Genomic DNA, 25,634 nt, shown 5'->3' on the forward strand with positions numbered 1-25,634 from the left:
CACTATGCCATCAACCATGAAAATTTCAAAAGGAAGTCTGTTAATTGCCAAACCGTTTCTGGGAGATCCCAATTTTGAAAGAGGTGTTATTCTGATGTGCGAACACAACGAGCAAGGCAGCTTCGGCTTTGTACTGAACCAGATTACCGACCTTTTCCTGGGGGATGTTTTGGACGAAACCATTTATCAGGACATTGCTTTGCATCTGGGCGGACCCGTAGAGAAAAACACACTGCATTTCATTCACAGACGTCCCGACCTGGTTGCTGGTGGGGCGGAAATTATGCCGAATGTTTTTTGGGGAGGAGACTTTAATAAGGTAAAAATGCTTTTGAACCTGAACACCTTTCACGCTGACGATATCCGTTTCTTTATCGGCTACTCCGGATGGAGCGGCGGCCAGCTGGATGAGGAATTGAAGCAGGATTCCTGGATTGTTTCAAGCACCGATTCTGAATTTCTTTTTACAACTCCACCAGAAAATTTCTGGCGGGAAATCCTGCGCAATATGGGCGGCGAATACCGGTCTATTGCCCATTATCCCATCGATCCGCGGCTCAATTAAGCCGAAATCCGGTTAGTTAGGCCGGTCCAGCCCGTTGACAGATTCGTAATCGGATTTGATCCTGCTTACTTCCTTAGTCAGGAATTTTTGTAATTGCTCATTAAAAGCCGTCTTATCTTCTTCATTCAGAGAAGCGTAAAGATCTTTTAGTTCCTGGTTGATCTGCGCGCGATCCTCGTCCGAGCCTGCATTCATCGAACGGATGTGAAATCGCTTAAAATCGAATTCCGGCATATTTTGTTTCATTTAGTGGTTTCAAAATTACGAAATGTCGCCGAACGAGAAAATCCTGCGCGGTGTTACGAGAAATATGATAATAATCACCCCAAATGAACCGGACATTCTTTTTTATATTTTTAACATTCATTCTTTTTGCAATTGATTGGTACGTTTGGCAGGGATTGCGCTTTGCGATCCGGAATCTAACGCCGCTTACACAACGCTGGATAGGAGGAACTTACTGGATTTTCACCGCAGCCACATTAGGAGCCTACATCTCGATGCAGCTTCTTCCGCCGGACTATTTCAAAAGCACTACGCGAACATTTGTTGTCGCATTTATTGCCATTCCTTATTTATCCAAACTGCTCGCCGTTCTCCTTTTGTTCCTGGACGACATCCGTCGTTTTTTACAATGGATAGCCAGCTTTTTCTTTCCATCGGCGGCACCTGTTCCGCCTGCAACCGGTGAGCCGGCAATTCCGCGTTCCCAATTTTTGGCGACTACGGCGATGGTTGCAGGAGCCGGCCTGATGGGCACATTTGCTTACGGGATTATCTCCGGGGCGCATGATTACCGCATTCGCCGCGTCCGTATTCCGCTTAAAAATCTTCCCAAAGCATTTGATGGCATTAAGATCGCCCAATTATCGGACATTCATTCAGGAAGCTTTTTTAACAGAACAGCTGTAAAAGGAGGCGTGGAAATGTTGATGAAGGAGAAGCCGGATATCGCATTTTTCACCGGCGATCTTGTGAATGACCGCGCGGTGGAAGTGCGGGAATACATTGATATTTTTAATAAGATAAAGGCTCCGCTGGGTGTGCATTCGGTTTTGGGCAACCACGACTATGGCGATTATTTCCAATGGCCGAGCGTGGAAGCCAAAACGAGCAATCTGGCGGACTTGAGAAAAGCACATCAATTGCTGGGCTGGAATTTAATGTTGGACGAAAACCGTGCTATCCGCGTCGATGGAGAGGAAATCGGCTTGATAGGCATTCAAAACTGGGGTGCGGGGAATTTTGCCAAATATGGTAACCTGCAAAAGGCGTATCAGCATACGGAGGATTTTCCTGTCAAAATATTGCTTTCACATGATCCGAGCCATTGGCAAGCGCAGGTTTTACCAAAATACAAGGACATTGATCTTGCACTGGCCGGTCATACGCACGGCATGCAGTTTGGGGTAGAGATCGCTGGATTAAAATGGAGTCCGGTACAATACAGGTACAAACAATGGGCAGGGTTATACACCGAAAACGACCAGCATTTGTATGTAAATCGTGGTTTTGGCTATTTGGGTTATCCAGGCCGTGTGGGTATTTTGCCTGAAATCGCTATCATTGAGTTGGTTAGGGCGTAAGATTAAGGGAACTTGTAATTGGGTTGGATCAGTTATATAGGATAACAGCCTAAATGCGTTGAGTATATGAGGTTCTGTAATTCTAAAAATGAATATGATGACAAAATTTGCTTCCTTATTTCTCGTACTCGCATTGATCTGCGGAATATCTGGTGTCAGCACAGTTAATGCAAAGCCAGCCAGTGCGAAGACAGAGCTTTTAGGCAAAAAGAAAAAGTATAAGGGTTATAAAAAGCCGAAATCCAAGAAATTCCTGGGAATATTCAAGCGGAAAACGGATTGCGGCTGTCCCAATCATTGACATTCGAATCGCATCAAAAATTGCATATAATCAAGAGTAAGCAGGGCCATCATTCTCTAAAAGATTCGATTGGATTTGCTTACTTTTGTCTTTTAAAAACCATCTAATATTGACGTTGTCAGCCCAAGTTGAATGAAAATTAATCTTCGGAACCAGGATAAATTCGAAAACCGTCACCACGGTAAAGATGCGCAGGAGTTGCAGGAAATGCTGAGCACGATTGGGGCCGCATCTCTGGATGAATTGATTGACCAGACACTTCCTCCGGCCATCAGATTGCAAAAGCCGTTGAACTTGCCAAGACCGAAAACCGAGCAGGAATTTTTGCAGGGTATCCGGAAGATCGCAAGCAAAAATGCTGTTTTGAAATCATACATCGGAACAGGTTATTACGACACCATTACGCCTAATGTAATTCTGCGGAACATTCTGGAAAATCCAGCCTGGTACACGGCTTACACGCCTTACCAAGCCGAAATCGCACAAGGCAGGCTCGAAATGCTATTGAATTTCCAGACCGTGATTACGGATTTGACAGGAATGGAAATAGCGAATGCTTCACTTCTGGATGAAGCGACGGCGGCTGCGGAGGCAATGACCATGCTGCACAGCCTGCGTCCGGCATCACGTAAAAAAGCAAACACATTTTTCGTGTCGGAACTTTGCCATCCGCAAACCATTGACCTGATTCATACGAGAGCGAAGCCCATTGGCATTGACGTTATCGTAGGAAATCATGCAACCGTGGATCTTACAGACGAGAATTTATACGGTGTGCTGGTTCAATATCCGGCAACCAATGGTGAAGTCATTGACTACACAGACTTTATAGCCTCTGCGCACGAGCAAGGACTTTCGGTTGCTGTGGCTGCTGATTTGCTTGCATTAACATTGCTGAAATCACCAGGCGAAATGGGAGCGGATGTGGTTGTGGGTTCCTCGCAGCGATTTGGCGTTCCTATGGGTTACGGCGGCCCGCACGCGGCTTATTTCGCAACGAAAGATTCATTCAAAAGACATATACCAGGCCGGATTATCGGTGTTTCTGTGGATACGGAAGGGAATCGTGCGTTGCGCATGGCCTTGCAGACCAGGGAACAACATATCCGTCGGGAAAAGGCAACTTCCAACATTTGTACTGCACAAGTTCTTTTGGCAGTGATTGCAGGTGCTTACTCCGTTTATCACGGACCGGAAGGCATCAAGAACATTGCCGCCCGCGTTCACGGACTCACGAAGCTTTTTGTTGACACCATCAAGCAGTTCCATTATGAAGTCGTAACCGAACATTACTTTGATACTGTCACGGTTAAGACTGGTTTGACCAGAAAACTGCGTGAAACCGCGGTGAAGTGGGGCATTAACCTCAAATACAATGGTGAGGAAAGCGTTTCGGTTTCATTTGATGAGGCCAAAACCTTTGACGATGTCATTTCGCTATTGAATGTGTTTGCCGAAGTTTCTGGCTTCCAGGGTGAAATGGTAATTGATGAAGAACTTGAACTCGATCTGCCAGCAAATCTTGCCCGCACATCCGAATATCTGACGCATCCTGTTTTCAATACGCACCATACCGAGCACGAAATGCTGCGTTACTTGAAATCACTTGAAAATAAAGATTTATCACTGGTGCATTCCATGATTTCGTTGGGCAGCTGTACCATGAAACTGAATGCAACGGCCGAAATGATCCCGTTGACCTGGCCGGAATTTGGTGCGATCCACCCGTTCGCTCCTACCAATCAGGTTGGCGGTTATGCGCAGCTGGTAAGCGAGCTGAATATCTGGCTTTGCGAGATCACCGGATTTGCAGCAATGTCATTCCAGCCTAATTCGGGCGCACAAGGCGAGTATGCCGGCTTAATGGCGATTCGTGCTTATCATGAAAGTCGTGGCGACGTGCACCGGAATGTTGCATTGATCCCTTCTTCGGCTCACGGCACCAACCCTGCATCGGCTGTAATGGCGGGAATGAAAGTGGTGGTTACCAAATGTGACGAAAGAGGAAACATTGATGTAGCCGATTTAAGAGCGAAAGCGGAGCAATACAAAGACGAGCTTTCTTGCTTAATGGTCACTTATCCTTCAACACACGGTGTATATGAGGAGAGTATCATTGAAATTTGCGAAATGATCCATTCGTTTGGCGGTCAGGTTTATATGGATGGTGCCAATATGAATGCGCAGGTTGGACTTACCAGTCCGGCAACCATTGGCGCTGATGTTTGCCATTTGAATCTGCATAAGACATTCTGTATCCCTCACGGAGGTGGCGGACCAGGGGTTGGCCCGATTGGTGTGGCTGAGCATTTGATGCCTTTCCTTCCAAGCCACGTTAATTTCAGCACGCAGCCTGAGCATTTGCCAGCAGGAGAAGCAGGAGCCGTTTCAGCAGCACCTTACGGAAGCGCAAGCATTCTGACCATTTCCTACGCATACATTGCTATGATGGGAGAGGCGGGACTAACGAATGCAACCAAATATGCCATTCTGAATGCCAATTATATCAAAGAGCGCCTGAGCGGACATTACGATGTGCTTTATACAGGCACAAACGGTCGCTGCGCACATGAAATGATCCTGGATTGCCGGTCGTTCAAAGCGGCTGGTGTGGAAGCGGAGGATCTGGCGAAACGTTTGATGGATTACGGGTTTCACGCGCCAACATTGTCATTCCCTGTTGCAGGAACATTGATGATTGAACCGACGGAATCTGAATCGAAGGCTGAACTCGATCGTTTTTGTGACACAATGATTGCGATCAGAAATGAAATTCGGGAGATTCAGGATGGTGTCGCAGATCGCACGGATAATGTGCTTAAAAATGCGCCGCATACTTCCCGGATCCTGCTAAGTGAAAATTGGAACAGATCTTATAGCCGCGAAAAAGCAGCATTCCCATTGCCGCATCTGCGTTTTAATAAGTTCTGGCCAAGTGTAAGCCGCGTTGACAGCGCTTATGGCGATAGAAACTTGATCTGCTCTTGCATCCCTGTTGAAGCATATGCAGAAGTTGAAGCCAATTGAGAAGCGATAAATATTAATAGCTAGCCCTTTTTCCCAGGATTAAAATCCTGGGCGAAATATGGGTCGCCGGTGACCCGGCTGGCATCTTACAAGCCGCATAGCGGCAATCTATACTTTGCCCCAGGATTTATCCTGGGGATAACAAAAGATTTATCCTGGAGATCAAAAGATTTATTTTTGATCATAAAAGAAAAAAGGAAATGCTCGACCGAGCATTTCCTTTTTTCTTTTATTAATGAAGCAAATATTGCTTAGAAATGTCTTTCGCCAATTTCTCTTTTACCCAGCATAACCGCACCTACCATTGCTACTAAAAGGAGAATTGAAACCAACTCAAATGGAAGCAGATAATCCCTGAAAAGTAAATGTCCAAGGTTTTCGATCATCCCGATTTGTGAATCAAACTGCTGCGGATCAAATCCTGGGATAATGCTTTTGCGATATGCCCCGAAAAGGATCACAAATACAGTTCCGCCTACGATTGTGGCCGCAATTTTGGTTAGGTTGGTCTTAGACTCTTCATTGTCCTGTTTCATATTCAAGAACATGATCACGAAGAGGAAGAGAACCATGATTGCTCCCGCGTAGACGATAATGTTAACAGCCGCCAGAAACTGTGCATTAAGCAGGATGTAATGTCCTGAGAGCGTAAAGAACGTCAGGATCAGATACAGGACGCTGTGGATCGGGTTGCGCGAAACAACCACCATTACTGCGCTGAGGACAGTCAGGAACGACAGGAAATAGAAAAACGAAATAACTGAATTCATAAAATTAGATAGCTGATATGCTCAATGAATGTGTTCAGGGAATGGCTCTCGGAACAACATTGGTAACTTCACCGCTGGCCTTTTTCAAGTCCAATGCGCGGGCTTCTTCTTTGGTCCAGGCCTCGCGGGTATATCTGTTGGTCATGTCTTCAACCAACAGATCTTTACCCCAGATCACCTGGTCGCGCTCCGCGAATACTGGCACGAACTCATCGTGGCGTAAATAAACGGCTTGTTTCGGACAGGCTTCTTCGCAAAGTCCGCAGAAAATGCATCTCAGCATATTCACTTCGTAAACAGCCGCATATTTTTCTTCGCGATACAGCTTTTCTTCTCCTTTTTCACGCTCAGCAGCCACAATTTGAATGGCTTCTGCCGGACAAGCAACGGCGCATAACCCGCAGGCTGTGCAACGTTCCCGGCCATCTTCATCCCTTTTCAAAATGTGCCTTCCCCGGAAAACCGGGCCCAGGTAACGCTTCACCTCAGGATATTGAATGGTTACCTTTTTCGCAAAAAAGTGCTTAATGGTGATCGCTAGTCCTGTTGCAATAGCAGGCAAGTAGGCGCGTTCCATCAGCGTCATTTCTTTATTGCTTACTTGCTTAGAGCGATTTGTCAGTTGCATGGCAATGTGTTTTTATTAATTCAACCACGCAGTTACCAGCGGCTTAAGGAAAAGCACGGCAGCACCGGTGATAATAATATTAAAAATAGCAAGCGGGATCAGTTTCTTCCAGCCCAGGTTCATCAGCTGATCGTAGCGGAAACGTGGAATAGTCCAGCGCACCCACATGTAGAAGAAGATGAAAAACAACGCTTTTCCGAAAAATACCGCGGTTCCGATCAATGTAGCTGCATTATGTCCCGTTTCCGGACCGAATGCTTGCGTCAGTTGCGTATAAACCCAGTCCATTCCAGGATAATTGTATCCGCCAAAATAAAGAACCGAGATAATGGCCGACGAAATGAACATGTTAATGTACTCGGCAAAGAGATAGAAGCCAAGTTTCATACTTCCATACTCTGTGTGATAACCGCCTACAAGCTCAGTTTCACATTCCGGAAGGTCAAAAGGCACACGGTTACATTCAGCGAACGAGCAGGTGATGAAGATAATAAAGCCTAATGGCTGGTAAAAAATATTCCAGTTACCGCCATGCTGCTGCGCTACAATCTCTCCCAACGAAAGCGAGCTGCTCATCATCAGGAGAGCAATCAGCGAAAGGCCCATAGCCACTTCATAACTAATGTTCTGCGAGGCCGCACGAATGGCGCCCAGCAGCGAAAACTTATTGTTGGAAGCCCAGCCGCCGACCATAATGCCGTAAACGCCCAGTGCTACAACGCCAAAAACGTAAAGGATACCAATGTTAGATTCCACGCCTTGCAAAGCAACTTCATGACCATTGATCCGGAAAGTGCTTCCAAAAGGAATGACAGCGCTCGCAAGCAAAGCCGTAAGCATCGCCAAACTTGGCCCGGCGATAAAAAGCCATTTGTTAGCAAGCGCAGGAATAAAATCTTCTTTGAAAAACATTTTACCGGCATCAGCAAGCGGCTGCAACAAACCACCCGGTCCTGCACGGTTCGGGCCCATCCTGTCCTGGATAAAGCCGGCAACTTTGCGTTCGCCCCAGGTTGAATACATGGCAATGACCAGGGTAAGAACAAAAACAACGAATATTGTTGCGGTTTTAATGAGAAACTCCGTTAAATCCATTTTTTGTAAACAAGGTTAAAAACAGGCTGTCAGGCCGTTGAACTAGTTATTTTTGGCCAACAACGAGCGGTGATTTGCTTTGTCGTTGTTTTCGATGCTTTGGTGACGAATCGTTTCTTCATCCGTAACGAAAGGACGTGTATCGTCAATTTTTTTGTAAGAACTGTCCGCCAGTTTTATAGCGAAATCAGGTTTCTTCACAAGATCAGCGCGGTATTTGTTGGCTGAAATAACAGAACTGCGTTTTACTTTGGTAGGACCTTCAAGCACCCAGTCGCTGGTTTTTTTCTTTTCAAAACGGCAGGTGTTGCAAATGAAATCGTTGACTTCTCCCCATGTATTTTTGCGGGCAGTAACCCTGATAATTTCGTCTCCTCTGTACCAAACTGTCGTTTTACCGCAGCATTTGTCGCAATCGCGGTGCGCATCCTCAGGTTTGGTAAACCAAACGCGGTTTTTGAAACGGAATGTTTTGTCGGTCAAAGCACCTACGGGACAAACGTCGATCACATTTCCGGAGAAATCATTATCAATCGCTTTTTCAATGTAAGTGCTGATTTCAGAAGCATCTCCGCGGTTCATTACACCGTGTACACGCTTGTTTGTGATCTGGTCGGCCGTGTAAACGCAGCGATAGCAAAGAATGCAGCGCGTCATGTGCAGCTGCACATACGGACCAATATCGATTTTATCAAAAGTCCTTCTATCTTCCTCGTAACGCGTTTTTACAGAGCCGTGCTCGAATGCAAAATCCTGCAAATGACATTCTCCCGCCTGATCGCAAATAGGGCAGTCGAGCGGGTGGTTGATCAGCAGGAATTCAACAATGCTTTTTCGCGTGTCAAGTACGGCCGGATTTGTTGTGTTTTCAACAACCATTCCTTCCTGAACCTGGGTAATGCAAGATGGGACCAGCTTCGGCATTGGCCTCGGATCTTTTGCTGAACCTTCCGCTACGCGCACAAGGCACGCCCGGCACTTGCCACCGGAGGCAGTCAAAGGCTTATAGAAACACATTGCAGGAGGCACGAGCGCAGCCTGACTTTCATCCGCTTCCGCAATCTTCCGCGCAGCCTGCATGATCGTTGTTCCCGGTTCCACCTCGACTTCAATGCCGTCGAATGTAATTTTTACTAACTGAGGTTTGGTCTCTTCCATGCCAAAAATTATATCATTATGCTATTTGTCGGCCTCGTAAATATCGTACGGGCCCACGGTTGAGCTATATTTTAAAGTGTTTGTAAAATCAACATTGAGAATGTTAACAGGCACAATCCCTTTCAATGAAATTACATATTTAATATCCTTTCTCCTAACCATGCTCTTAAATTTGTCAAAGCTAAAGGTTCCGTTCAGATCTGCCAGATAAACAAGGTCCGGAAATGGGATTAACGCATTATTGACTAAAAAATGATTCAGGAAATACCCTTCCATTTGATTCCCGCCGCAAATATAAACCCACTCCTTCGGTTTCAAGTTTTTCTCTTTATATAAATATTCCGAGACATTACGCTCATCTATATAATTGCGCTCAAAGTTTGAATGGATCACCGATTTGTATTTCATAAAAACAAACAGTGTACAATGCAAAAATGCGAGGACCATATAGAACGACGCTCCCATTTTCAAAAGACTCTGATCAAAACGATATGCATTAGCCGGATGCGCAATGAAAAGTGTAACCTGGATCACTGCTAGTAACAGATAATCCTGATAATAGCCAACGCCCGCACCAATTTTGAATGCTGTTGAAGTCGAGAAAACAAAAGACAAAAAGCAGCAAAGTGTCAGAAACAGAAGGAAATTGGAATACTTATGATAAACGATATAACCGCTTACAATAACGTTGGCAATGATCAGGGGCGCAAATTGCAAAAGCCAGTGTTGAAACGTCCAGTCGTAAAACCATTCCCAGCTTGCTGAATTGGCAACACCTCCGATAATATTGGTAAAAAACAGCTCAATTGTATTAATAGGGAGGATCGCGAGGTAAAAGCCCATTATCAAAATACCAAACGCAGTCAGGCTCACCAGCGTTTTCCACTCCCGCTTTAATATCCAGTAAACCCCGACTGAAATAGCCAGGATCGCTCCGCTTTGCTTTACAAAAAATGCCGTTACTGCAATGAAAATGGCGGCATAGAACCAAAATGGGTTGCCATCTTCCTTCAATGCATTGTAGCAGAAAAATATAAAGACAGTGGTTAGCAGGATCAGTAAACTATCTGGTCGTGAAGTGGTTAAAAGCCAGAAGCTCAGGACGTGAAAAATATATAAAGCTGCAATGATGGCAATGAAGGGCTTTTTGGTAACCCGGTTCAGAAATAGCCCGGCCAGTCCAACCGTAGACAAAACGAAAATATTTGACCATAATCGGCTTGCAAGGTATATCTTATGCACTTCAAGCGCCGACCAACCCACGACCTTACAAAAGGTGGCAACGATGGTCGAGTAAATCGGTGCGTATTGGGATAACCTGAATGGTGCATCCTCCGGATCCAGGTAAATCGGGCTGCCCGATACAAGAAGCTGGATAGGGACAATCGTGCTGCCCTCGCTTCCTGAAATATCGGGATGGTAGCTGATGGATGCCTGGAATTTGATTATCAGTAATATCAATGCGCTGATGAGCCCGAAGAACAAAGCGATCATGAAGGACTTATCCCGGACCCAAATCAGCGATTTATTGATTTCCATTATACTAATGCCATTTCGCCCTGGTATACTGCGCCGGGCTGCGATGCTTCGTGTGGATGGGTAATGTGCCACATGAACTCATCCCTGAAATGCCGGATTGCGCTGGCAACCGGCCAGGCAGCGGCGTCTCCCAATGGACAAATGGTGTTACCTTCTATTTTTTTAGATATATCAACCAACAAATCAATGTCATGCATACTTCCGTGGCCATGCTCAATACGGTGAAGCACTTTTTCCATCCAGCCAGTTCCTTCGCGGCACGGGCTGCATTGTCCGCAGGATTCGTGGTGATAAAAACGGGAGAAATTCCAGGTGTTGCGAACGATACAAGCTGTTTCATCAAAAACAATGAAACCACCCGAACCTAACATGGTTCCCGTCGCAAATCCACCATCCGACAATGATTCATAGCTCATCAGGCGATCTTCACCATTGGCCGTTTTCATGATCAGATGGGCTGGCAGAATGGGGACAGACGATCCTCCCGCAACTAGTGCTTTCAAATGATGTCCTTTTCTGACACCACCGCAGTATTCGTCGGAATTCAGGAATTCTTCAACACTGACACCCAATTCAATTTCGTAAACCCCGGGCTTATTAATGTGTCCCGAAGCAGAAATCAGCTTCGTTCCTGTGCTGCGGCCTACACCAATGGCTGCATAAGCATCTCCGCCATTGTTAATGATCCAAGGCATATTGGAGATAGACTCCACATTATTCACCACAGTAGGGCTTTGATATAAACCTTTTACTGCCGGGAATGGCGGCTTGTTTCTTGGGTTTCCTCTTTTACCTTCTAATGATTCCAAAAGCGCCGTTTCTTCACCGCAAATGTATGCGCCTCCTCCCGGCTGAACGATCAGTTCGAGATCGTAACCGCTTCCTAATATATTTTTACCAAGAAAACCCTGTGCTTTTGCTTCTTCAATGGCCTTCTCCAAAATCCGGATCACATACATCAGCTCGCCACGCACGTATATAAACGATTTGTTGGCGCCCAATGCAAAGCTGGATATGATCATTCCTTCGATCAGTAAATGCGGAATGCATTTCATCAAATAGTGATCTTTGAATGTTCCCGGCTCGGATTCATCCGCATTACACACCAGATAACGCGGAACGCCTTCTGGTTTAGCCAAAAAGCCCCATTTCATGCCCATTGGAAAACCTGCACCGCCTCTTCCACGCACACCCGACTTCTTTGCTTCTTCCACAACTTCTTCCGGAGTCATGGATTTTATTGCTTTTTCAACGGCCGTATATCCTCCCTTTTGACGATAAACGTCGAAAGTTTCAATACCCGGTGTATTAATATGTTCCGTTAAGATCTTTATAGCCATTAGAGGATCAATTTCAGCTTACGCTATTTACTCAACTCTTCAATAATTCCGTCCACTTTTTCATTCGTCAAATTCATGTAATATTTCTCACGAATCTGAAAAACAGGTCCCCAGCCACATGCTGCCAGACATTCCACTTCTTTCAATGTGAAGTTGCCGTCCGCAGTTGTTTGTCCGGCCTCGATGCCTAGTTTTTGTTTCAAATGTCCATATACGTCTTCTCCGCCCATTAAGCAGCAAGGGCCTGTGCGGCAATATTCAATGACATGCTTCCCGACAGGATCCAGGTGATACATGGTGTAAAAAGTCGCAACTTCGTAAACCTCAACGGGTTCCAGGCTTAATAAGCTGGCGACATGATCCATTACTTCGCTGCTCAACCAGCCCCATTGCTCCTGGGCTACGTGTAAAACAGGCAAAAGAGCCGATTTTTGACGGCCCTCAGGATAACGTGCTATGATCTCTTTTACTTTTTCCTGTCTTTCCGGTGTAAATGCAACCGGATTTAATGATTCAGTCATTTCTTGAATATTTTTAGGCGTCCAGCTCACCTGCAATTACATTCAGGCTACTCATGGTCAGGATGGCGTCAGAAAGCGTGCTTCCTTTGCACATTTCGGGATATGCCTGGTAATAAATAAAGCTTGGTCTACGGAAATGCAGTCTGTAAGGAGTCCGGCCGCCATCGCTGATCAGGTAAAAACCTAACTCGCCATTGCCGCCTTCCACTGCATGGTAAACTTCGCCGATAGGAGCGTCAATTTCTCCCATCACAATTTTAAAATGATAAATAAGGGCTTCCATGCTCCTGTAAACCTCATTTTTGGGAGGCAGATAATATTCAGGCGCATCGGCATAATAAGGGCCTTCGGGAAGGTTATTAATGGCTTGCTCTATAATTTTAAGACTCTGCCACATTTCTTCATTCCGGACCATATAACGGTCATAAGTATCGCCATGCTGGCCAACAGGAATATCAAATTCAAAATCCTGATAAGAAGAGTAAGGATTCATCACCCTTACATCATAATCCAAACCGGCTGCACGAAGATTAGGGCCTGTGAAACCATACGATAATGCCCTTTCCAGGGAGATACCACCTACATTAATGGTCCTGTCCATGAAAATCCTGTTACGGTTGAGCAATTTTTCAAACTCTTTCAGAACAGGCGGGAATGATTTGATAAACTCATGGATCTTGCGGATCGCTGTGGTAGAAAGATCTCTTTCCATTCCGCCTACACGGCCCATATTGGTCGTAAGACGCGCACCGCAAACTTCCTCGTATATTTCGTAAACTTCCTCACGCTTCTGCATTACATACAGGAACCCGGTAAAAGCGCCGGTATCCACACCCAAAATACTATTACAGATCAGGTGGTCGGTAATCCGAGCAAGCTCCATCATAATCACCCTGATGTACTGGGCTCTTTTCGGCACTTCCACGCTCAGCAACTTTTCAACCGTCATATGCCATCCCAGATTGTTGATCGGGGAGGAGCAGTAATTCATGCGGTCGGTAAGGGTCGTGATTTGGTAAAATGGCCTTCTTTCGGCTATTTTCTCAAATGCACGGTGTATATATCCAATGGTTTGTTCACCGGAAACGATCTTTTCACCATCCATTTTCAGGATATTTTGGAAAATACCGTGGGTTGCAGGGTGAGTAGGACCGAGGTTAAGCGTGGTCAGTTCTTCAACCAGCTCAGGTAGATCGGCGTTTGCGGGAACATTATGTGGTAATAATTCAATATCTGCCATATCTTACTCAGTATAGGGTCATCGGCCAAAAAGGGCATCTGTTTTGTCTTCGCGCGTCGCGTCTTCCATCGGAAACTCCCGTCTCATCGGGAAGTAATCCATCTCCTCAATATTCAGAATGCGCTTTAAATTGGGGTGTCCGTCGAACATGATCCCAAAGAAATCGTACGTCTCCCGCTCCATCCAGTTGGCGGAAGCAAACAAGCCTGTTGCCGTTGGAATGTGAATGTCCGCTTCGGCAAGGCTAACCTTGATGCGAACACGGAAGTTGTGCACAAAACTGTGCATATGATACACAACCATAAACTCCTGCCCTGCATTGTCAGGATAGTGAATTCCGGTAATATCTGTTAAAAAGATAAACTGGTAGGTCTTATGCTTGTGCAAAAATTCTAATAGCGGCATTATTTCCTCACGAGAGGTTGAAAGCGTCAGCAATCCGTAAGGCTCTTCAAAGTCAAAAACCTGATCACCAAATTTTTCCAAAAGCGCTTCGGCTACCTCCTGGTTACTTAGCATAGGGGATTATTGAATATTATATGATGCTAATAATTCAGAATACTCGTCTGTATTTCTGCGGCGAAGCTTTTCATTTTGTGCCAAATGCTGAATATGCATCAAGCCATCAATGATCTGCTCAGGACGGGGCGGACAGCCGGGAACATACACGTCAACCGGGATGATCCGGTCAATTCCCTGCAAAACGCTGTAAGTGTCGAAGATACCGCCACTTGAAGCACACGCACCAACGGCCATCACCCAGCGGGGTTCAGACATTTGTAAATAAACCTGCTTCACCACGGGTGCCATTTTCTTGGCGATCGTTCCCATAACCATCAGCAAGTCTGCCTGGCGAGGTGAAAAACTAGGTCTTTCCGATCCAAACCGGGATATATCGTAATGTGCACCCATCGTTGCCATGAATTCAATTCCGCAGCAAGAAGTTGCAAAAGGAAGTGGCCAGAGGGAATAACTTCTTGCCAAACCTATGGCTTCATCAAATGAAGTTGCAAAAAAACCAGATCCGCTATGTCCTTGCGGAGCCTCCACAATCGTTACTTCTTTCATAATTTCCAGTTATTCAAGTTTGTTGATTACTCTTCCCAGTTCAAAACTCCTTTGCGGATCACATAATAGAATCCGGAAAGCAGCAATGCCATGAACAATAACATTTCTACAAACCCAAACATTCCTAAACCCTTAAAATTTACCGCCCAGGGATACATAAATATCACCTCAACATCAAAAAGAACGAATAGGATGGCAACAAGAAAATATTTTACGGATATCGGCGTGCGCGCATCGCCCACGGATTCGATACCACATTCAAACGGATCGTCTTTTAGCTTGCTTTTCCTGCTTGGGCCAATTAAGTGCGTTACAATCATTGTGCCACCAATGAAGCCGGCAGCGAGGATGAATTGTACCAATATCGGCAGGTAATCAGAAGGGAAATATGAATTGTTCATTGAGTCAGTTATTCAGTTACTATCTACGAAATCAACGCGAAAATGTTGTCTGCGGTTACTTTCTTTCTGGTTTCTCAAAATTAGCCTTTGCAAATTTATCAATCAAATTCTTTACTTTATCTTTTGCCTAATTAGTATGATACTAAATAAGCCCCGGATGGCCGGGGCTTATGAACAAAAAATAGGAGGTTTGAACCTTATCGGATCACAATCTGCTTGGTAAGGCTTTGACCCTCGCCGGTTACTCTCAGAATGTATTTACCTGTCGGCAGATATCTTGTATCAATTTCAATGCGGCTGTCCAGAAGTCTTGGTGTCGTTGTTCTGATCACCCTTCCATAAATGTCAAAGATCGTTACGGCTGCATTGCGGATGTTGTCTCTTGACTCGATATAAACATAATTGCCTTCGCTTGGATTCGGGTAGATCACAACTTCGTTTTGCTCATTCGTTTTGAACTCGCGGGAAGCCGTGTCTGAATAGCAAGTCAGCAAATCATCGCCAAGCTGGAAAACCACTTGTGCTCTTGCCGAGTACTCGCCGGTTTTCAGAATTTTGATCAGGTTAGCAGTCGTATCCGACTCTGTTCCCGGCCTGCGCCACAGGAATTTCGCATCCAGATCTGCCGGTATGGAAGCCATAATGCTGAAAGGGCCTGACGGTTCAATAACCGGTTTAGGAATTTCAGGTCTGATGACGAGCGAAGAAGCGGCTGAATTTTCAGAAACACAGCCGAAGATATTTCTTCCCTTCACATAGTAATTACCGCTTTCCGCAATCTGTGCAGTTGCGCCGGTTGCCACCACTGTGTTTGATCCTTGTTTGTACCAGCTGTAAATGTCCGTTCCATCAGCCACGGAGAATTGGAAAGGAGAGTCAAAACAAGCCTGCTGATCGCCCTGTTGCTGAATCGTCGGCTGAACTGGTTTTGCACCATTATCCAGCACAACAACAGAAGTTAAAATTGAATTGCCAGCATTATCCTTTACGGTTGCGCGGTAAGTTCCTGCATCAGAAACCGTAATGCTGTTGCCGGTGGCGCCGTTCGTCCATTGGTACGAAGCGAAACCGGTTGGTAAAGTGATGGTAACAGCATTATTTTCAGTTACACAAGCTGCTTCGATATCAGGGATTGGAGCAGGGTTCGTTGGCGTAGCCGTTGAGAAAAAGTTAGCATCAAGGCTTTCATTCCAGGCATTTGCCAGGATCGTAAGCGCCCGGTTAGTACCCTCAAAATCCGATGGGCTTTCTCCAACAAAGTGCGTGTTATCACCGCGGTTGGGAACTAGTGGGTCCGTTTCAGGTCCAGGATATGTAGGATTAAAACGTGTATCTAAAACGGCATTCTGAGCAGCAATGATCTCAGGATTTATTGTAGAAGGGATCCTGTCACCCGCCGACGTTCTGGAAGTCCGGGCAATAACCCAGGTAATGCGCTTGTCCCCCGTTTCAGCACCCAACCTGTTCATAATGAATTGAAGATCTTCACGGTAAGACGCCGCAGGAGTTTTAAACAAAGCATCCGTTTCTCCCTGCATCCACAACACCGCTCTCACACCATATTGATTGCCATAATTTCTTGCAGCAATTCTCAGGTTGGCAAATGGCATTTGGGGAGGATAGACGAAACCGCCGTATTTATTTTTTGTAGTTAAACCCTTTGCGCTGCTCGCCCAGTTCTCGATGGAAGTTCCTTCCCAGGCTGCATTGATGAACAATATCGGAACATTCAGTTTCGCAACCAGCAAATCACCCAATACGCCCCAGCACCATGCCGACTGGCCTCTCGGAGACATTATTCCAAGGTCTCTTGATATTTTAGAAAAAGCGGGTGGGACAGGATCGGTCAAACGATCGACATCGTCATTGTTATAGTTTGAAATATACATAACGCGGTCATCCTGAGCGGATGGTCCCGGATATTTCTTTAATCCTTGTGCATTAGACTGTCCTGCGATGATAAAAACTTCGCCTACGCCTAACCTGGAAAGAATGTCGCGGCCAACAACTTTTCCATCTGAAAGTCCACGGACTTCGAGCGAATACCAGCCACCCATTAATGTAATATTTCCTTTAAAAACGCCGCCCTTCGGAGCTTGCTGCAAAGTTTCCCAAGGTGTCGGAAAGCCCTGACCTTCCACTACGGGCACGGCGCGGGCTTCAACTTTGTCCATCGGGACAGTAAATGTTCCTGTAACGGTTATCTCTCTCTGCCCCCTAACACTTTGCTGATATACAGCCTGGAAAGCCGGTGAAGTGATTCGGATTTGCGAGAAAGCTGTTGAAGATATAATACTGATTAACAGCAATGCCTTTGCCACAACCGGGAGAATAATTCTATAACGCATTGGAATTCTTAAACAGGGTAAAAATTTGTATATCTGATGGATGTTGGATTTATTCAACTTCGGCGTGTGCGCCATTACAAAACGGTCACAAATGTAAATGATTATTTTTGCTAAAATATCACTATTCCGTTTTTTTGATTACATCACTGGCGCTACGACCGTTTACTGAACGATTATCAGCTTCTGGGATGCAGTAAACGCCACTGAAACAATCCGCACCACGTACAAACCACTTGATAAGCCCTGGATATTAAAGAATTGCTGACTGTCAAATTTCTTTACTGTGAAGGTTCTGTGAATAACCCCGCGGCTGTCGATGATCTGAACTTCGGCGTTATTCAGGTTTTGTAATGTTTCAATAGTGATCTTGCCGTCGACAACCGGGTTTGGATAAGTAACGAAACCTGGATTCCGGGTATCTGCAATAAAACTGAAGGGATCAGAAAAATCTGAAAAACAAGTTAACGTCGGGCTGTAAATTACCGTATTATTAACTACATAACTTCCCGACTGGATCGCTTTCAATGTTGTTCCGTTTTCGGTCAGTTCCTGTCCGTTAAGCTTCCAGACGTGATCTCCTGAATTTAAATTGTTTTCTGCCAGCAACGTAAACACACCGATCTGCTTAATGGTCGGCCGCGTAGGCGTAGGCTTTACATCCACCTGGATTGATCTTGAGAATGGTGAGTAACAGCCTTTTTCATCCCGGACCCTGGCGGCATAGTTGCCCGTTGTATCTGCCTGAATGCTTTCGCCTTCTTCCAGGGTGTTCCAAAAGAAAGTATTTCCTAATGTTGCCTTCAACACCACAAAGTCACCGTCGCAGAAAGTAGTGGCGCCTTCCGCAGCAATATTCGGAGCTGGCGGCAGGGCAAGTGTTTCTGTTGTGATCTGGTTACTGGGATCAGAAAAGCATTGGAACTCGTTGATCGTTTGCACGGAGAATGTTCCGGGCGTGGTCACTTTCAATGATTGTGTCGAAGCGCCATTGCTCCATAGGAACGCCGCCGCCGGTGACGATTGCAGATTAACGCTAAGGTCTGCGCAGAAAACCGTAGGGCCGTCAGCGCGGATTGTTGGCGTTTCAGGAAGAACATTCGCCACAACCCTTACCACGGGTGACACCGGAGAAACACAACCGTTTTCATCTTTCGCAGCAATTGTAAAATTACCGGAATTGCGGATCTCGATTTCCCTGCCGGTTTCGCCGTTGCTCCACACATAAGAGAACGCTTCGCTGCTTCTTAATGTCGTATAATCCCGGAGGCAGAATGTGGTTGGGCGAAGTGCAGTGATGGCTGGTGTTGCAGGAAGAGCATTTACTTTCACCGCTATCTCGTCCGAAGTTGATTCACAGCCATTGGAATCACGCTGTTTCAAAGAGAATGTGCCTGAGGCAGTCACCGTAATCGCTTTTGAAGTTGCGGCTGTGCTCCATATGTTCCCGCTATCATAGTTGGAAGTCATGATCAAATTCTCACCCTGGCAAAAAGTAGTGTTGCCGCTCAAAGCAACCACAGGCTTTTGCGGTAATGCATTAACCTTAATATTAACAGGATCAGAATCAGGGGAATAACACCCAACTTCATCCAATGCTCTTACCCGATATTCACCGGAAGATTTTACGACAATGGTCGATGTGTTTCCGCCGTTTGACCAGGCATTTTTCAACTTTGAGTCGGAAGTAAGGCTTACTTCGCCACCATCGCAGAATTCGAGCACGCCCGAGGCCGCGATCTTTGGTTTTGGTGGCAGGGGCGAAGTGGAAACCGTCATTGTAATCTTGTCGGACGTCGATTCGCAGCCATAAAAATTTCTGGTTGTAACAAAATATTCTCCACCTGTGGTCACAGGCACGCGATCGCTGGTGGAGCCGTTGCTCCATCTGATGTTTTCAGAAGTGTTGGATATCAATGTCGCGGTGTTTCCAAGGCAAACCGGATTGCTTCCTTCAAGCTGTATAATCGGCTTATTAGGTTGAATGTTGTCATTGATCCTGATATTCGGAGAGAAGATATAACGTCCTTTTCCATCGCGGGCGCTCACGCTATGCGTGCCGTTTCCAACCTGGGTATTGCTTGAATTCGAACCATTGCTCCAGCTGAATTGGGAAAGACCAACATTGTCGGCCTCCAGGTTGAGGTTACCATTGCCAGCGCAGGATGCGCTTACCCTTAACGGCCTAACGCCTTGGTATGGGTTTGAGTTTGCAAAAAAGTTATCGTTCAGTTGCTGCGCCCAGGCATCGCCCAGCTGCCTCAGCCCGTCATCCTTGAAGTGAACGCCTTCACCTTCTGCCGGACGTGGGATTTGGAGCAAATCTGTGTTCGGTCCCTGGAATACGTTAGGGACATTATTGATAACCCGTTGCTGTCCGTCCGTAACACGGGAAGTTGCCCCGAGCCGGTTATCATAAGAAGTAATTGAGACAACCCACGAAATGTTTTCACCAGCATCGTTTCTGCTGGTTTCAATCACTTTTTTTAGATCGTTGAAATAGGAATCGGTAGTTGTTGATGGTGCATAGTTATCAGACTCGCCTTGTTGCCAGAGAATCCCTCTTAACCCAGTGATGGGCGTCAGGCGCTGAATAACATTCCGAAGATTTCCATATGGCATTCCGAATGGTTCATAATTGACTGCCGCATATACGGATTGTGTCGGTCCATCTATACTCTCTTTCCAGTTCCGGACCGCAGTTCCTGTCCAGGCTACATTGAAGAATAAAACGGGCACCTGGAGTTTGTTAACAAGCTGATCGCCAAGCCGTCCCCAGCTCCATGCAGACTGTCCACGAGGGCTGATCTTTGTCTCCGCATCTAGGTGAGAAAATTGTGGATGACGGTCATAAGTCTCAGGAAAAGGCTGATTATAGAGTCTGTTTACGGTGCTTACACGGTCGTCCTGCGCACCTTGTGAACCGAAATGTTCGAAACCTTCTGCATTGGACTGGCCGGCAATAATAAACACTTCGCCTATGCCTACATGGTCTATCCGGGCAGGTTCACCGAGCTGCTGGTCGCCATTGAAAGCGCGTACATAAAGTGTATACCAGCCTCCTGTCCCTTCGATGGCGCCTGTGTACAAGCCACCCTGCGGATTGTTCGAAATTTCTTTCCAGTCAGTGGAGATCCCTTGCCCGTTGATGGCTTCTAGCCGCGCGTCAATGCGTGTAGTGATTTTTGTGTATGTGCCTGAAATGTAAATGTTGGCGCGATTGCCCTTATCCCGTTGAAAGACAGCTCGATCTGTTGGAAAGTCAATGTTTACTTGTGCAGAAGAGGTGAACGAAAGAAAGATTAATCCTACCCAGAACAAGTATGGTAGATAGTGCTTCATGAGTAATATAATTCATTAGAATAACTCCTTAGACACACAAATTGCATCAATTGGTTGCCTGTTTCAAGAAAATATTATTTTACGGACAACGGCAAATTGATGAGGTTCCATATCTGATCTTTCAATTGTTCAATTCCTTCTTGGGTAATTGCAGAAATGAAAATACTGGGTATGGATGCTGGAATTTGTGATTTTAAATCGGCGCGTTCCTCTTCGGAAAGAACGTCAGTTTTTGAGATCGCGAGAATGCGACTCTTATCGAGAAGGGAAGGATTGTATATTCTTAACTCTTGGAGCAATGTTTCGTATTCGGCGTTAATGTCTTCACTGTCAGCCGGAACCATGAACAGTAAGATGGAATTTCTTTCTATGTGTCGTAAAAAACGCAACCCAAGGCCTTTTCCTTGTGATGCGCCTTCGATAATGCCGGGAATGTCGGCCATCACGAAGGATTTGTAGTCCCGGTAAGAAACTACGCCCAGGTTGGGCACCAATGTAGTGAAAGGATAATCAGCGATTTCCGGCCGTGCAGCCGAAACAACGGAAAGCAATGTGGACTTGCCTGCATTTGGGAAACCAACAAGGCCAACATCTGCTAACACCTTCAATTCCAGGATAATCCAGGCTTCGAGGCCAGCTTCTCCTGTCTGCGCATGTTGCGGAGTCTGATTCGTGGCTGATTTGAAATGGTCGTTACCCATTCCACCGCGACCGCCTTTCAGCAAGATCACTTCCTGACCGTCTTCCGTAATTTCAAAAAGTTGTTCACCGGTTTCGGCATTTTTGGCGATGGTGCCTAGCGGCACTTCGAGGATAATGTCCTTACCGATCGAGCCTGAACGTCTTCCGCCTTCGCCGCCTTTTCCGTCAAAGGCTTTGATGTGCTTGGTGTATTTCAGGTGGAGCAATGTCCATAGCTGGCTATTCCCTTTCAGGATTACGTGACCGCCGCGTCCGCCGTCGCCGCCGTCCGGCCCGCCTTTTTCAACGTGTTTTTCCCTTCTGAAATGCAGTGAACCCGCACCACCAGAACCGGAGCGCACATTAATTTTGACGTAATCAATAAAGTTGGAGGAAGCCATGTGTATAGTGAATGAGTAAATTATTTAATGGTAACCGTCGAAATTGCTTTGGTAATTTCTCCAAAAATGAAATCAATCTCACCAATTCCGTCGATCGCGACAAATTTGCCTTGTTCCTGGTAATAGTCAGCAACCGGTTTGGTTTTGCTGTTATATTCCTGAATGCGTTTGCTGATCAGTTCTTCATTCTGGTCATCAGGACGGCCGGAAGTCTTTCCACGGTTAAGCAAACGAGCAAGCAGCTCATTATCGTCTACAACCAGTGCAATCATTACAGAAATACTTTCATTGTAGCTGGCCAGAAGCTGGTCAAGCGCCTCCGATTGCTTTACAGTCCGCGGGAATCCGTCGAAGATAAAGCCGGCAGCATCCCGGTGCTCTTTCAGCTTATTGTCGATCATGCCGATCACCACCTCGTCAGGAACCAAAATGCCCTGATCCATCAATGTTTTTGCTTGAAGGCCCAATTCTGATCCTGCCTGGATTTCTGAACGCAGCAGATCACCTGTCGAAAGGTGTATCAGTTTGTATTTAGCAATAATATTTTCACTTTGAGTGCCTTTACCTGCACCCGGAGGGCCAAACAGTATAAGATTCAGCATAGTTGCAAAAAAAATTGATGTCGCGGTGGAATGGTGTTTTTCGGCAAATTTACAATTCTAAATAAATGCTAGCCTAATAGTTAGTAGTATTTTTACAATAAAAAATCCTCCTGATGGCTTAAAATCAGGAGGACATGGAATATTTTTTAGAATAAATCAGGGAATAACGACCCGTTTGACGGCTCCGTCTTCATTTTGGACAACGGTTACGAAAACGGTTCCTTTTGTATTTTTCTTTAATTCAACCTGCCCCACAAACTCACCCTCAAAGTCCTTGATTTCTTTCTTTCCGACTTCTTTTCCTTTTGTATCTGTAACAATTACACTCACATCGCCTTTTTGCGGAACGCCGAATTTAAGGTTCAGGACACCATTATCAGGATTATTTGTATAAGCAGTCAGCGAACGCACGCTTGCCGGTTTCACGACTTCCTTATTCCAGAATTCACCCATTTCATTTCCAAAATGCTCCATATCACGCATAAGCATTTTGGTCTTTGGTTTCCATTCGTTTTCAAAAGTCCGCATATGCTTTTTGAGATTCTCGGTATTGAATTCAAAATCATTGGAAAAATCGCCTTTCCAATGGTAAGCCAGCGGCTCCCGGTCATCGCGGTGGTCAATGATCACCTTGCGCCGTTTTTTTGCGACCATATCCTCATCGCCGTCATCAATGGTCACCGAAACCATCTGGTTATTTTTCTTTTTATCAACACCTAATGAGTCCAGGACTTTGTCCACAAACTTATCCCGTTCGTCGTCCGTCATAGCGCCCACGCGATAACTCCGCTCCTTGCTCTCCGTTTTGCCATCCTTTTCCCCGGTAACCTTGATTCGAATGGTTGCCTTTTCCTCCTTTCCGGGTTTTTCCGGTTTATCTTCCTGTGCCTGTGCTAACATTGCAGTTGCGCCGGTAAGCAGCAATGACAACATGATTTTGTTTAAAAAAGAAGTCCTCATAAGTGAGATTAGGTTATGTGTATGAATGAATTACAAAATTATCAGAAGCGATTTTCAGTGGGTGTTAAATTTTGTTAAAAACAAGATTGACCGGGGCGGATACGTTAAATTTGTTTTCAGCAAGAATGTCGGTGGATATGGCGTGCGCGTTGCACCGGAGAATCTAAATTTATGACGAAGAGGAAAATTCAGATAATAGTCGGCTTAATGTGCATTGCGCTCATAGGCCTTATTGGATTTCAATGGTATTGGATCCGTGAGGCGATTGCAATCCGCAATGAGCAGTTCAACCAAAAGGTTTCAGAGTCTGTACAGCAAGTGGTGCATCGTCTCGAAAAGCAGGAAATGATGTATCTGCTGCAACGTAGGATTGAAACCGAACAACAGAAAAGCAAGCTGAACCGTATTACCCAGCTGCGGCATACGCCCATCAAAAAGACGCCGGCGGTCAAAACCAAACCTGCCCGTGAGCTCGCTCAGCGAACGCAGCCCCGCATGGAGATCGCAATCGGGCCCAATGGCGAGGAAATTCATTATCAGATCATTACCGAAGCCGTTCCTACGGATGTGCTCAGCCCCAATTTCCGGGTGATGGTGGAGCACCAGCAGCAGATTATGGAAGAATTTTTCCAGGCTCAGCAATACGGCGCAGCCGGAATTGACGAATTCATGCGCAGAAGATTAGACGACGAAAGGCGCCTGGGCAATGCATTCAGGGGAATGCAGGATAGTGATGCCAAGAAATATCAGACAGGCAATGGAATGTATCCCGATTCATCTCAGAGAAGGATCGCAAACCGCCAGGTGGCTATTCCCGAGTCAAGAAAAAACGGCAAAACCACTAATGCTGTGATCAGCGATGCAGAACCCGATCGGGCATCATTGCTGAAAGAGGTAATGAAGGATTTTATTTATACCAAAAGACCTATTGAGCAGCGCGTTAACCGTTTCTTGCTGGATACATTATTAAAAAAGGAATTTGTTGAAAGCGGCATCACGCTACCCTACGAATTTGCCGTGAGGGGCCGGTCAGACAACAGCCTGATCTTTTCCACGGCAAGCCTCAGGCCGAGGGAATGGGAAGAAAAGTCTTACAAAGCGGATCTTTTTCCCAGTGAGACTATTAATGCACCTAATTCTTTATATGTATACTTCCCTGATCAGCAAAAGTACATTCTGAGCAATATGGGAGTAATGTTTGGTGGTTCTGGGATCTTGATAATCGTCATTATGGCCTGCTTTTACATGGCGGTTACTACAATCTTGCGTCAGAAGAAGCTTTCCGACATTAAAAATGACTTTATCAATAACATGACCCACGAGTTCAAAACGCCGATTTCAACCATTGCATTGGCAGCGGAAATGGCGCAGGAAAACTCGTCGGCGATCCAGCAGGCCGCAATCGGTTCGAGGCTCGACCGGTATCTGGGCATCATTAAGGAAGAAAATAAAAGACTGGGAACGCATGTCGAAAAAGTGTTGCAAATGGCGCTTCTTGATAAAGGACATGTTAAATTAAAGATCAGCCAGGCGGATGTGCACGACCTGATCGGTAAAGCTTTAAATGCGCAGAGTGTCCAGATAGAGCAGCGCGACGGTGAGATCGATCTGGATTTCGAAGCGACGCATGAAGTGGTTTCAGGCGATGAAATTCACATTTCAAATGTCCTTAATAACCTGATTGACAATGCTATCAAATACTCGCCTGAGAAACTGCACATCCGCATCAGGACCTGGAATGAGAATGATGGCATTAACATTGCCATTTCCGACAGCGGAATTGGCATGGGCCGGGAACAGCAGCACCGCATTTTTGATACATTTTACCGCATTCCCACCGGTAATGTGCATGATGTGAAGGGTTTCGGGCTGGGATTGAGCTATGTTAAAAAAATGGTGGAAGCGCATGATGGAACCGTTCACGTGCAAAGCAAACCAGGCGAAGGCAGCACATTTACAGTCTGGCTGCCCATTAGCAAAGAGGAACAATTAGTTTAGAAATTTCGTCGGCAACGCCTAACTTGCCATCTTTTTAGATGACCAACCGCGGTTTGCGGGAAATTT

At 45.8% G+C, this 25,634-nt stretch carries 22 protein-coding genes; 5 read left to right on the top strand and 17 right to left on the bottom strand.

Annotated features, from left to right (window positions below):
- Positions 1-4 precede the first annotated feature (4 nt).
- Positions 5-565, top strand: coding sequence for a YqgE/AlgH family protein (locus LZG74_RS01260; RefSeq protein ID WP_233794844.1), 561 nt, complete (start codon positions 5-7; stop codon positions 563-565).
- A gap of 12 nt (positions 566-577) precedes the next feature.
- On the opposite strand, the gene LZG74_RS01265 is transcribed toward LZG74_RS01260, so the two are convergent.
- The gene (locus LZG74_RS01265) at positions 578-811 is read right to left on the bottom strand and encodes a hypothetical protein (protein ID WP_409014418.1); all 234 of its coding nucleotides are present in this window, start codon (positions 809-811) and stop codon (positions 578-580) included.
- Positions 812-894: 83 nt separating this feature from the next.
- Between LZG74_RS01265 and LZG74_RS01270 the strand changes: the two genes are divergently transcribed.
- From LZG74_RS01270 to gcvP, 3 genes are all read left to right on the top strand, one after another.
- Positions 895-2,151 (top strand): metallophosphoesterase, encoded by a 1,257-nt coding sequence (locus tag LZG74_RS01270; RefSeq protein ID WP_233794845.1) that lies wholly within the window; start codon positions 895-897, stop codon positions 2,149-2,151.
- 94 nt (positions 2,152-2,245) lie between these two features.
- Positions 2,246-2,452, top strand: a complete 207-nt coding sequence (locus LZG74_RS01275) for a hypothetical protein (protein WP_233794846.1) — start codon at positions 2,246-2,248, stop codon at positions 2,450-2,452.
- Positions 2,453-2,584: 132 nt separating this feature from the next.
- On the top strand, positions 2,585-5,479 hold the full coding sequence (gcvP, locus tag LZG74_RS01280) for an aminomethyl-transferring glycine dehydrogenase (protein WP_233794847.1): 2,895 nt from the start codon (positions 2,585-2,587) through the stop codon (positions 5,477-5,479).
- Between the two features lie 251 nt (positions 5,480-5,730).
- On the opposite strand, the gene LZG74_RS01285 is transcribed toward gcvP, so the two are convergent.
- The 16 genes from LZG74_RS01285 to LZG74_RS01360 all read right to left on the bottom strand — a co-directional run bounded on the left by LZG74_RS01285 (position 5,731) and on the right by LZG74_RS01360 (position 23,543).
- Complete coding sequence (locus tag LZG74_RS01285; protein ID WP_233794848.1) at positions 5,731-6,249, bottom strand: NADH-quinone oxidoreductase subunit J; 519 nt, start codon at positions 6,247-6,249, stop codon at positions 5,731-5,733.
- A gap of 34 nt (positions 6,250-6,283) precedes the next feature.
- Positions 6,284-6,877 (bottom strand): NADH-quinone oxidoreductase subunit I, encoded by a 594-nt coding sequence (locus tag LZG74_RS01290; RefSeq protein WP_233794849.1) that lies wholly within the window; start codon positions 6,875-6,877, stop codon positions 6,284-6,286.
- A 15-nt stretch (positions 6,878-6,892) separates the two neighbouring features.
- Positions 6,893-7,972 (bottom strand): NADH-quinone oxidoreductase subunit NuoH, encoded by a 1,080-nt coding sequence (gene nuoH / locus LZG74_RS01295; protein ID WP_233794850.1) that lies wholly within the window; start codon positions 7,970-7,972, stop codon positions 6,893-6,895.
- A gap of 42 nt (positions 7,973-8,014) precedes the next feature.
- Positions 8,015-9,130: a 2Fe-2S iron-sulfur cluster-binding protein gene (locus tag LZG74_RS01300; RefSeq protein WP_233794851.1), complete on the bottom strand. Its 1,116-nt coding sequence runs from the start codon at positions 9,128-9,130 to the stop codon at positions 8,015-8,017.
- A 21-nt stretch (positions 9,131-9,151) separates the two neighbouring features.
- Positions 9,152-10,669, bottom strand: a complete 1,518-nt coding sequence (locus LZG74_RS01305; protein WP_233794852.1) for a glycosyltransferase family 39 protein — start codon at positions 10,667-10,669, stop codon at positions 9,152-9,154.
- Positions 10,669-12,009 carry an NADH-quinone oxidoreductase subunit NuoF gene (gene nuoF / locus LZG74_RS01310; protein WP_233794853.1) on the bottom strand — a complete coding sequence of 447 codons (1,341 nt, stop codon included), beginning with the start codon at positions 12,007-12,009 and terminating at the stop codon, positions 10,669-10,671. Before nuoF ends, LZG74_RS01305 begins: the two co-directional genes overlap by 1 nt.
- Before the next feature lie 23 nt (positions 12,010-12,032).
- The gene (gene nuoE, locus LZG74_RS01315) at positions 12,033-12,530 is read right to left on the bottom strand and encodes an NADH-quinone oxidoreductase subunit NuoE (RefSeq protein ID WP_233794854.1); all 498 of its coding nucleotides are present in this window, start codon (positions 12,528-12,530) and stop codon (positions 12,033-12,035) included.
- 13 nt (positions 12,531-12,543) lie between these two features.
- Positions 12,544-13,770, bottom strand: coding sequence for an NADH dehydrogenase (quinone) subunit D (gene nuoD, locus LZG74_RS01320; protein ID WP_026629370.1), 1,227 nt, complete (start codon positions 13,768-13,770; stop codon positions 12,544-12,546).
- An 18-nt stretch (positions 13,771-13,788) separates the two neighbouring features.
- On the bottom strand, positions 13,789-14,289 hold the full coding sequence (locus LZG74_RS01325; RefSeq protein WP_233794855.1) for an NADH-quinone oxidoreductase subunit C: 501 nt from the start codon (positions 14,287-14,289) through the stop codon (positions 13,789-13,791).
- A gap of 6 nt (positions 14,290-14,295) precedes the next feature.
- The gene (locus LZG74_RS01330; protein ID WP_233794856.1) at positions 14,296-14,838 is read right to left on the bottom strand and encodes an NADH-quinone oxidoreductase subunit B; all 543 of its coding nucleotides are present in this window, start codon (positions 14,836-14,838) and stop codon (positions 14,296-14,298) included.
- Positions 14,839-14,864: 26 nt separating this feature from the next.
- Positions 14,865-15,239: an NADH-quinone oxidoreductase subunit A gene (locus tag LZG74_RS01335; protein ID WP_026629367.1), complete on the bottom strand. Its 375-nt coding sequence runs from the start codon at positions 15,237-15,239 to the stop codon at positions 14,865-14,867.
- Positions 15,240-15,436: 197 nt separating this feature from the next.
- Positions 15,437-17,587, bottom strand: a complete 2,151-nt coding sequence (locus LZG74_RS01340; protein ID WP_233794857.1) for a sialate O-acetylesterase — start codon at positions 17,585-17,587, stop codon at positions 15,437-15,439.
- Positions 17,588-17,749: 162 nt separating this feature from the next.
- Positions 17,750-20,926 (bottom strand): sialate O-acetylesterase, encoded by a 3,177-nt coding sequence (locus LZG74_RS01345; protein WP_233794858.1) that lies wholly within the window; start codon positions 20,924-20,926, stop codon positions 17,750-17,752.
- A gap of 74 nt (positions 20,927-21,000) precedes the next feature.
- Positions 21,001-22,008 carry a GTPase ObgE gene (gene obgE / locus LZG74_RS01350; RefSeq protein ID WP_026629364.1) on the bottom strand — a complete coding sequence of 336 codons (1,008 nt, stop codon included), beginning with the start codon at positions 22,006-22,008 and terminating at the stop codon, positions 21,001-21,003.
- A 20-nt stretch (positions 22,009-22,028) separates the two neighbouring features.
- The gene (locus LZG74_RS01355; protein WP_233794859.1) at positions 22,029-22,610 is read right to left on the bottom strand and encodes an adenylate kinase; all 582 of its coding nucleotides are present in this window, start codon (positions 22,608-22,610) and stop codon (positions 22,029-22,031) included.
- A gap of 156 nt (positions 22,611-22,766) precedes the next feature.
- Entirely contained in the window at positions 22,767-23,543 is a 777-nt protein-coding gene (locus LZG74_RS01360; RefSeq protein ID WP_233794860.1) for a T9SS C-terminal target domain-containing protein, read from the bottom strand.
- Between the two features lie 198 nt (positions 23,544-23,741).
- Here LZG74_RS01360 and LZG74_RS01365 point away from each other — a divergent pair, with 198 nt between their 5' ends.
- A complete protein-coding gene (locus LZG74_RS01365) occupies positions 23,742-25,568 on the top strand; it encodes a sensor histidine kinase KdpD (RefSeq protein WP_233794861.1) in 1,827 nt (608 codons plus the stop codon).
- The last annotated feature ends 66 nt before the right edge of the window (positions 25,569-25,634 follow it).

The sequence above is a fragment of the Dyadobacter sp. CY327 genome (assembly GCF_021390415.1).
GTDB classification, from domain to species: domain Bacteria; phylum Bacteroidota; class Bacteroidia; order Cytophagales; family Spirosomataceae; genus Dyadobacter; species Dyadobacter chenhuakuii.

Coding starts and splice junctions, on each gene's coding strand:
- LZG74_RS01260 (WP_233794844.1), top strand. CDS start 5: ATGCCATCAACCATGAAAATTTCAAAAGGAAGTCTGTTAATTGCCAAA.
- LZG74_RS01265 (WP_409014418.1), bottom strand. CDS start 811: ATGAAACAAAATATGCCGGAATTCGATTTTAAGCGATTTCACATCCGT.
- LZG74_RS01270 (WP_233794845.1), top strand. CDS start 895: ATGAACCGGACATTCTTTTTTATATTTTTAACATTCATTCTTTTTGCA.
- LZG74_RS01275 (WP_233794846.1), top strand. CDS start 2,246: ATGATGACAAAATTTGCTTCCTTATTTCTCGTACTCGCATTGATCTGC.
- gcvP (WP_233794847.1), top strand. CDS start 2,585: ATGAAAATTAATCTTCGGAACCAGGATAAATTCGAAAACCGTCACCAC.
- LZG74_RS01285 (WP_233794848.1), bottom strand. CDS start 6,249: ATGAATTCAGTTATTTCGTTTTTCTATTTCCTGTCGTTCCTGACTGTC.
- LZG74_RS01290 (WP_233794849.1), bottom strand. CDS start 6,877: ATGCAACTGACAAATCGCTCTAAGCAAGTAAGCAATAAAGAAATGACG.
- nuoH (WP_233794850.1), bottom strand. CDS start 7,972: ATGGATTTAACGGAGTTTCTCATTAAAACCGCAACAATATTCGTTGTT.
- LZG74_RS01300 (WP_233794851.1), bottom strand. CDS start 9,130: ATGGAAGAGACCAAACCTCAGTTAGTAAAAATTACATTCGACGGCATT.
- LZG74_RS01305 (WP_233794852.1), bottom strand. CDS start 10,669: ATGGAAATCAATAAATCGCTGATTTGGGTCCGGGATAAGTCCTTCATG.
- nuoF (WP_233794853.1), bottom strand. CDS start 12,009: ATGGCTATAAAGATCTTAACGGAACATATTAATACACCGGGTATTGAA.
- nuoE (WP_233794854.1), bottom strand. CDS start 12,530: ATGACTGAATCATTAAATCCGGTTGCATTTACACCGGAAAGACAGGAA.
- nuoD (WP_026629370.1), bottom strand. CDS start 13,770: ATGGCAGATATTGAATTATTACCACATAATGTTCCCGCAAACGCCGAT.
- LZG74_RS01325 (WP_233794855.1), bottom strand. CDS start 14,289: ATGCTAAGTAACCAGGAGGTAGCCGAAGCGCTTTTGGAAAAATTTGGT.
- LZG74_RS01330 (WP_233794856.1), bottom strand. CDS start 14,838: ATGAAAGAAGTAACGATTGTGGAGGCTCCGCAAGGACATAGCGGATCT.
- LZG74_RS01335 (WP_026629367.1), bottom strand. CDS start 15,239: ATGAACAATTCATATTTCCCTTCTGATTACCTGCCGATATTGGTACAA.
- LZG74_RS01340 (WP_233794857.1), bottom strand. CDS start 17,587: ATGCGTTATAGAATTATTCTCCCGGTTGTGGCAAAGGCATTGCTGTTA.
- LZG74_RS01345 (WP_233794858.1), bottom strand. CDS start 20,926: ATGAAGCACTATCTACCATACTTGTTCTGGGTAGGATTAATCTTTCTT.
- obgE (WP_026629364.1), bottom strand. CDS start 22,008: ATGGCTTCCTCCAACTTTATTGATTACGTCAAAATTAATGTGCGCTCC.
- LZG74_RS01355 (WP_233794859.1), bottom strand. CDS start 22,610: ATGCTGAATCTTATACTGTTTGGCCCTCCGGGTGCAGGTAAAGGCACT.
- LZG74_RS01360 (WP_233794860.1), bottom strand. CDS start 23,543: ATGTTGTCATTGCTGCTTACCGGCGCAACTGCAATGTTAGCACAGGCA.
- LZG74_RS01365 (WP_233794861.1), top strand. CDS start 23,742: ATGACGAAGAGGAAAATTCAGATAATAGTCGGCTTAATGTGCATTGCG.